The organism is Pseudomonas sp. GW822-FHT03F08 (genome assembly GCF_058801265.1).
Genome location: NZ_JBXANC010000015.1, coordinates 76,313 through 84,564 on the forward strand (window position 1 = coordinate 76,313; position 8,252 = coordinate 84,564).

At 60.9% G+C, this 8,252-nt stretch carries 3 protein-coding genes and 1 pseudogene; 3 read left to right on the top strand and 1 reads right to left on the bottom strand.

Annotated features, from left to right (window positions below; all coding sequences use genetic code 11):
• The first annotated feature begins 84 nt into the window (after positions 1–84).
• The 3 genes from AC1RME_RS28485 (at position 85) to AC1RME_RS28495 (ending at position 6,274) form a co-directional block, all read left to right on the top strand.
• The gene (locus AC1RME_RS28485; protein ID WP_096822786.1) at positions 85–1,974 is read left to right on the top strand and encodes a DUF1302 domain-containing protein; all 1,890 of its coding nucleotides are present in this window, start codon (positions 85–87) and stop codon (positions 1,972–1,974) included.
• A gap of 29 nt (positions 1,975–2,003) precedes the next feature.
• Complete coding sequence (locus AC1RME_RS28490; protein WP_096822787.1) at positions 2,004–3,368, top strand: DUF1329 domain-containing protein; 1,365 nt, start codon at positions 2,004–2,006, stop codon at positions 3,366–3,368.
• 170 nt (positions 3,369–3,538) lie between these two features.
• Positions 3,539–6,274, top strand: coding sequence for a winged helix-turn-helix domain-containing protein (locus AC1RME_RS28495; RefSeq protein ID WP_096822788.1), 2,736 nt, complete (start codon positions 3,539–3,541; stop codon positions 6,272–6,274).
• Positions 6,275–6,371: 97 nt separating this feature from the next.
• Here AC1RME_RS28495 and AC1RME_RS28500 read toward each other — a convergent pair.
• Positions 6,372–8,252: pseudogene (locus AC1RME_RS28500) on the bottom strand (calcium-binding protein); the annotation flags it as partial.

The following is an 8,252-nucleotide window of genomic DNA, read 5'->3' on the forward strand; positions in this document are numbered from 1 at the left end:
TTCGGGAGGCCTCTGGCGCCCGGTCCTTCAGGCGTTTTTAAAAGTACTCACTGCCATAACAATAATGCACATGGAGTAGCGTCGATGACCTCAGTAAACCAGTTCTGGCGCCGGGCGAAACTGCCTCTGGCGGTCAGTCTTGCCTCCACGCTCGCCGGGCCCGCATTCGGCGTCAGCTTCAACGTCGGTGAAATCGAAGGCCAGTTCGACTCCTCGCTCTCCCTGGGCATGAGTATTTCGACCCAGCAGCCGAACAAGGATCTTATTGGTGTCAACAACGGCGGCCGGGGCCTGTCCCAGACCTCCGACGACGGTCACTTGAACTTCAAGAGCGGGCAAGCCTTCTCGAAGATCTTCAAGGGCATCCACGACCTCGAATTGAAATATGGCGACACCGGTGTCTTCGTCCGGGGCAAATACTGGTACGACTTCGCGCTGCAGAACCAGGATCTGGAATACAAGGACGTCAGCAACCATAACCGCGACGTGGCAGCCCGCTCTTCGGGTGGCCAGATCCTCGATGCCTTCGTTTACCACAACTACTCCATCGCCGATGAGCCGGGTTCGGTGCGTCTGGGCAAGCAGGTGGTGAACTGGGGTGAAAGTACCTTCATCGGTGGCGGCATCAACTCGATCAACCCGATCGACGTTTCCGCCTTCCGCCGTCCGGGCGCCGAGATCAAGGAAGGCCTGATCCCGGTCAACATGTTCTACCTGTCCCAGAGCATCACCGAAAACCTGTCGGCCGAAGGTTTCTACCAGATCGACTGGCAGAAGACCGTGACCGACAACTGCGGCACGTTCTTCTCTCAGCCTGACATCGTCACCACCGGTTGCGATGACAACCTGCGCGTGCTGAACAAGCGCTCGACCATTCCGGGTGTTGCCCTCGGCCCGCTGGCAGCCGCCAATGTCGACGTCAACGAAGAAGGCGTGCTGGTGCGTCGCTCCCCGAACCGCAATGCGCGGGACAGCGGGCAGTGGGGCGTGTCCGCCAAGTACATGTTCGATCCGCTGGCCACCGAGTTCGGTGCCTACTTCATGAACTATCACAGCCGTGCGCCGATCTTCAGCGCAACCGGTGCGCCACAGTCGATCTATAACGGCGTCAAGGCGCTCCCGGGCCCGTTCCAGGCATTGGGCCCTCTGGTGGTAGCGGGTAACTCCGAGTATTTCATCGAGTATCCAGAGGACATTCGTCTCTACGGTCTGAGTTTCTCCACCACCCTGCCTACCGGCACGGCGTGGAGTGGTGAGATCAGCTACCGGCCGAACGCGCCGGTGCAACTGAACTCCACCGACATCCTGTTCGCCGGTGTGCGTCCGCTGGGCGGCGCGCTGACCAACGCCTCGATCCTCAATGGTGTTCCGGGCCAGGATCTGCACGGTTACAACCGCAAGGAAATCACTCAGCTCCAGACCACCCTGACGCACTTCTTCGATCAGGTGATGGGCGCCAACCGTCTGACCCTGGTGGGTGAAGTCGGTGTGACTCACGTCGGCGGGCTCGAGAGCAAGTCCGAGGCCCGTTATGGCCGCGATCCGGTCTTCGGTCCGGGTGAGCTGCCGGCGACCGGCGGCCTGGATACCTGCTCGCAGATCCTCAACACCTCGACCATCAACGGTGCCGGCCCTGGCGCTTCGACCAGCAACCGCTCCAGCAATTGCGACAACAACGGCTTCACCACCGCCACTTCCTGGGGCTATCGCGCTCGTGCCATCTGGGATTACAGCGACGTGTTCGCCGGCGTGAACCTGAAGCCGAACGTGGCCTGGTCCCACGACGTCAAGGGTTACTCCCCAGGCCCTGGCGGCAACTTCGAGGAAGGCCGCAAGGCCATCAGCCTCGGGCTTGATGCCGAATACCAGAACACTTACACCGCAAGCCTGGCCTACACCAACTTCTTTGGTGGCGAATACAGCACGGTGGATGATCGCGACTTCGTTGCCCTCAGTGTTGGCGTGAACTTCTAAGCACAGTTTTTTTCAGGACGAACAACCATATGAAAATAACAAAGAGTCTGTTCCACGCCGGTGTTCTGGGGCTTTCGCTGCTGGCGACCAGCGTGATGGCGGCGGTCCCTGCCGCCGAGGCCGACAAATTGGGCAAGAGCCTGACCCCGATGGGTGCCGAGATGGCGGGCAACGCCGACGGTTCGATCCCGGCCTGGAAACCGCTGGCGAAAAATGCCGGCACCGTCGACAGCAAAGGCTTCCTGTCCGATCCGTACGCCAGTGAAAAACCGCTGTTCACCATCACCGCGCAGAACGTCGACCAGTACAAGGACAAGCTTGCGCCGGGCCAGTACGCGATGTTCAAGCGTTACCCGGACACGTTCAAGATGCCGGTTTACCCGTCCCATCGCGGTGCCACCGTGCCGGATGACGTGTTCGCCGCCATCAGGAAAAACGCCACGACCACCACGCTGGTGGCCGGTGGCAACGGTCTGGAAAACTTCCAGACTGCCGTACCGTTCCCGATCCCGAAAGACGGTCTGGAAGTCATCTGGAACCACATCACTCGCTATCGCGGTGGCAGCGTGACCCGTCTGGTGACCCAGGCGACGCCGCAGACCAACGGCTCGTTCAGCCTGGTGTATTTCCAGGACCAGTTCGTGTTCCGCGACAAGATGAAGGATTACGATCCGGCCAACCCGGGCAACGTGCTGTTCTACTTCAAGCAGAAAGTGACAGCGCCGGCTCGTCTGGCAGGTACCGTGCTGCTGGTGCACGAGACCCTCGACCAGGTGAAGGAGCCGCGCAAGGCCTGGGTTTATGCAACCGGCCAGCGTCGCGTACGTCAGGCGCCACAAGTGTCCTATGACGGTCCGGGCACGGCGGCGGACGGTTTGCGTACCTCCGACAACCTGGACATGTACAACGGTGCACCGGATCGTTATGACTGGAAGCTTGAAGGCAAGAAAGAGATGTACATTGCCAACAACAGCTACAAGATCGATTCGCCAACTCTGAAGTACACCGACATCATCAAGGCCGGCCACATCAATCAGGACCTGGCTCGTTACGAACTGCGTCGCGTCTGGCATGTGGTGGCAACCTTGAAACCGGGTCAGCGTCACATCTACGCCAAACGTGACTTCTTCATCGACGAGGATACCTGGCAGGCAGCCGTCATCGACCATTACGACGGTCGCGGTCAGCTGTGGCGCGTCGCCGAGGCCCATGCCGAGGACTACTACGACAAGCAAGTGCCGTGGTACGCGCTGGAAACCCTGTATGACCTGCAATCGGGTCGCTATCTGGCACTGGGCATGAAGAACGAAGAGAAATCAGCGTATGACTTCGGCTTCTCTGCCAGTAAAAGCGAATTCCAGCCAGGCAACCTGGGCCAGGACGGTATCCGCTAAGCTGTAACCCGAGGCCGCATCCTCGAAAAAACGCCCCGACTGGTTCGGGGCGTTTTTTTTGCGTCGTGATTTTGTAGCCATTTGTAGCAACAACTTCATATGTACGCCGTTTAAGGCTAGTCTGCGGACATCTGCTACGCCGCCAACAGCCATTCAAACAAGAGCCGGCCATGACTGATCTGTCCCCACTTCCGGGTCCCGCAAGCGTTGCCGTCGCGGCATTGGACGGACGTTTTTTCCGTCCTCCGCTGCCTGACGGATACGTACTGCGACCCCGCCTCTGCGAGCGCCTGCAAGCCGGGCTCGGTGGACGTCTGTTGCTGGTCTGCGCCCCGGCCGGGTTCGGCAAAAGCTCGCTGGCCGTGGAGTTCTGTCAAAGCCTGCCGGGCCATTGGCAAAGCCTGTGGCTGGGACTGAGCGCCCGGGACAGTGACCCGGGGCGCTTTCTCGAGCGCTTGCTCGAAGGCTTGCAGGACTACTTCCCGGAACTCGGCAGCCGCGCACTCGGCCTGTTGAAAATGCGTCAGCGTCATCAGCCGTTCGCCTTTGAAGAATGGCTCGACGGCCTGCTCGATGAGCTGGCCCTGCACCTGCAACCGACCTCGCCCCTGTTGCTGGTGCTGGACGATTACCACCTCGCCCAAGGGCCGGTACTCGACCGTTGCCTGCAATTTTTCCTCAATCATTTGCCCGATGGCCTGCTGGTCATGGTCACCAGCCGTCAGCGGCCGGACTGGCATCTCGCCCGTCTGCGCCTGTCGCGACAGTTGCTGGAACTGCATGAACAGGATCTGCGCCTGACCCACGACGAAGCCCTGGCGTTGCTCGATCGGCACAGCAGTTCACTGCGCGGCGAGGCCCTGGAAAACCTGATCCAGCGCAGCGAAGGCTGGGTGGCCGGGCTGCGCTTCTGGTTGCTGGCGGTGTCCGAGGCCGGGAGTGACGCAGCGTTGCCGCAGGCCTTGAACAGCGGGGAAGGGCTGATCCGTGATTACCTGCTGGAAGAAGTCATCGACTGCCTGCCGGCCGAGGTGCAGGCGTTTCTCTACGACACCGCACCGCAGGAACGCTTTTGCAGCGAGTTATGCGACGCGGTGCGCGAATCCCACGACAGTGCCGAGATTCTGCGCTTCCTGCTGGCGCATCAGGTGTTTCTGGTGCCGCTGGATGAGCACGGGCACTGGTATCGCTATCACCATCTGTTTTCCGATCTGTTGCGCAGCAGGCCGATCGCCCGGGCGATCGTCCCCGCGGCAACACTGCACCTGCGCGCCTGTCGCTGGTTCAATGCCCAGGGCCTGCTGGATGAGGCCGTGGAGCAGGCGTTGCGGGCAGGGCATCTGGACGTGGCGGCGAATCTGGTCCAGAACCTGTCCGAGGAACAACTGCTCGCCGAGCAGAACGTCGGCATGTTGCTGCGCTGGAAGATGGACTTGCCTGACAGTCTGCTGATCAGCACGCCACGCCTGATCGTGTTGTACAGCTGGGCGCTGGGGCTGGCGTGTCAGCTCGACGCGGCCGAAGAGCTCGCCAGTCACCTGAGCCGGTTTCTACCGGCGCCGTCGGCCACCGCACAGAAATCCATGCTTGCCCAATGGCTGGCGCTCAAGGGCATCATCGCCCGTGGCCGAGGGCATCGCGAGCAGACCATCGAGTATTGCAGCGAAGCGCTGGAAAGCCTGCCGGCCAAACGCTACGGCCAGCGCCTGATGTGTTTGTCGACTTTGTCCAACCTGGCGATTGCCGACGGCGATCTGTGGCGCGCCCGGGGCTTGAACCGCGAATCCCTGGAGCTGGCGCAGCGGGTCGGCAATCCACTGTTCGAAGCGCTGGCCCACTACGACCGTGCCCGGGTATTGCAGGCGCGGGGGGAGATAGTGCGCTCGCTCGATGAAGTGCATCAGGGCCTCGAGCGTCTGCGCGGATTGTCGGCGCAGCGTTTGTATGCCGTGCGTGCGCGATTGACGCTGTATGAGGGGTTTCTGTTGGCCATGCGCTTGCAGTCCGACGCGGCGCGAGTGCGATTGCAGGCCGGCCTGAGTGAAGCGCGCGCCTGTCGTGATATCAGCGTGTTGATTGGTCACTGTGTGATTGCCCGGCTCGACGGCAGCCGCGGTGATTACGCCCGGGCTTTTGCCGAACTGGCCGAAGCCGAGCGTCTGATGCACATCTGGGATGTCCCGCCGATCTACTACCTGGCGATGATCACGCTGGTCAAATGCGAGCTGTGGCTGGCGCAGGGGCGGATTGACCTGGCCGAGGCCTGGCTCGCGCGTCTGGGGCAGACCTACACCGGCGAACGCGCCGCGGCACCACCGGAGTTTCACCCGCAGTTGCCGTTGCATGTCGAATTGCAGCAGGCGCTGCTGGATGTCATTCAGGGGCAACCGATGCTGGCCGAAGGCCGGTTGAATGTACTGTTGGAAAACGGCCAGCAGACCGGGCGCCAGTTGTTGAGTGTGATGGCGTTGACGCAGAAGGTGGCGCTGCTGCTGGTGAACAATCGCGAACCCGAGGCCCGCAAAGCGTTGGCACAGGCAATGGAAGCAGCCAGTGGCGGGGTGTTGCAGCCATTCGAGTGCCTGGTCAAAGACCACGCCGATTGGTTGCGCGGGCAATTGTCGCTGAACGCACCGGGGCTTGTCGGTCAGCAACTGCTGGAGCACTTCCCGCCGCCAGCGTTGCGCGCGGTGCAGGATTCTCCGATCACTGAACAGTTGAGCAGTCGCGAACTGGCAGTCCTGCGTCTGATTGCCCAAGGATGCTCGAATCAGGAAATCAGCGAACAACTGTTCATTTCGCTGCATACCGTGAAAACCCACGCCAGTCATATCAACAGCAAACTGGGGGTTGAGCGGCGCACACAAGCAGTGGCGAGGGCCAAGGAACTCGGGGTTCTGAGCTAGGTCTTTGGCTTGATCGACGCCAACAAAAACGCCCCGAATCATCGGGGCGTTTTTGTTGGCGTCCGACCTGTGAAAACAGGTCGGGTGTCGGGTTGTATCAGGCCACCAGATCGGTGGCGCTGAAGCTGTTTACACCCACCAGCTGGATTTCGAAGTCCGCACCGGCGTTGCCGCTGACGTTGCCCGAAAGCACGTGGTCGACGAAACGCAGTTGGCCGGCGCCGGTGAAGTCGCCCGCACCGATGAAGGTGAAGCCGTTGAAGCCTGCGGTCAGCAGGTTGGCGTCGAACTTCGTCAGGTCGATCTTGTCGCCTTGCGCACTGTTGAAGTCGGTAATGACATCGCGGTTGCTGCCGGTACCCATTTCGTTGACGCCACCGAAGACAAACGTGTCCGCACCTGCACCACCGGTGAGCGTGTCCGTCCCGGCTCCACCATTGAGGACGTTGTTGTCGGCGTTGCCGATCAGGGTGTTGTTCAGGCTGTTGCCGGTCAGCGTGAAGTTGCCGCTGCCCAGCAACGTAGCGTTTTCGACATTCACCAGGTTACTGATGCTCAGATCGACAAGGCTCGATTGCGGTGTGGCGGCGTAGGTGATCAACAGGGTGTCGTTACCTTCGTTGGCCAGTTCCTGAATCAGGGCCAGTTCACCGGACTGATCGAGGCCATAGGTGTCATTGCCCTTGCCGCCGATCATGGTGTCGAGGCCGCCGGCGCCGGACAGCTGGTTGTTGCCGTCGTTGCCGATCAGCACGTTGTCCTGCGAGTTGCCCAAGGCAAAGACGTCGCCAGTGCCGGTGAGGGTGAGGTTTTCGAGGTTGGCCCCCAGGATGAAGTTGACCGAAGAGCGAACGGTGTCGATTTCACCGGCTACGGTGCTGGTTTCGCTGACCACGTCGCCGGCATTGTCGACGATGTAGGTGTCGTTGCCGGCGCCACCGGCCATGAAGTCCGCGCCGGCACCGCCGTCGATAATGTTGTTGTCGGCGTTGCCGATCAGGGTGTTGTTCAGGCTGTTGCCGGTCAGCGTGAAGTTGCCGCTGCCCAGCAACGTGGCGTTTTCGACATTCACCAGGTTACTGATGCTCAGATCGACAAGGCTCGATTGTGGTGTGGCGGCGTAGGTGATCAACAGGGTGTCGTTACCTTCGTTGGCCAGTTCCTGAATCAGGGCCAGTTCACCGGCCTGATCGAGACCGTAGGTGTCGTTGCCTTTGCCGCCGATCATGGTGTCGAGGCCGCCGGCGCCGGACAGCTGGTTGTTGCCGTCGTTGCCGATCAGCACGTTGTCCTGGGAGTTGCCCAAGGCAAAGATGTCGCCAGTGCCGGTGAGGGTGAGGTTTTCGAGGTTGGCACCCAGGATGAAGTTGACCGAAGAGCGAACGGTGTCGATTTCACCGACTACTGTACTGGTTTCGCTGACCACGTCGCCGGCATTGTCGACGATGTAGGTGTCGTTGCCCGCGCCGCCGATCATGATGTCTGCGCCGGTACCACCGTCGAGAACGTTGTCGCCGCTGTTGCCGATCAAGGTGTTGTTCAGGGCATTGCCGGTGCCATTGAGATTGTCGGTGCCGGTGAGGGTGAGGTTTTCAACGTTGTTGCCCAGGGTGTAACTGATCGAGGCTTGTACCGTGTCGATTTCGCTCGCCAGGGTGCTGGTTTCGCTGACCACGTCACCGATATTGTCGACGATGTAGATGTCATTGCCGGCGCCGCCCGCCATGAAGTCCGCACCGGCGCCACCGTCGATGTAGTTACTGTCGGCGTTGCCGATCAGGGTGTTGTTCAGGGCGTTGCCGTTCAAACGGAAGTTACCGCTGCCCAGCAGGGTGGCGTTCTCGACGTTGCGCAAGTTGCTCAGATTCAGGTCGACGACATTGGTCTGCAGGGTCGATGCGTAGGTGATCAGCAGCGTGTCGTTGCCTTCGTCGGCCAGCTCCTGAATCAGGGCCAGTTCGCCTGCCTGATCGAGGCC

What these genes read in the sequence shown, in the direction of transcription:
- AC1RME_RS28485 (WP_096822786.1), top strand. Translation starts at nt 85, where the DNA reads ATGACCTCAGTAAACCAGTTCTGGCGCCGGGCGAAACTGCCTCTGGCG.
- AC1RME_RS28490 (WP_096822787.1), top strand. Translation starts at nt 2,004, where the DNA reads ATGAAAATAACAAAGAGTCTGTTCCACGCCGGTGTTCTGGGGCTTTCG.
- AC1RME_RS28495 (WP_096822788.1), top strand. Translation starts at nt 3,539, where the DNA reads ATGACTGATCTGTCCCCACTTCCGGGTCCCGCAAGCGTTGCCGTCGCG.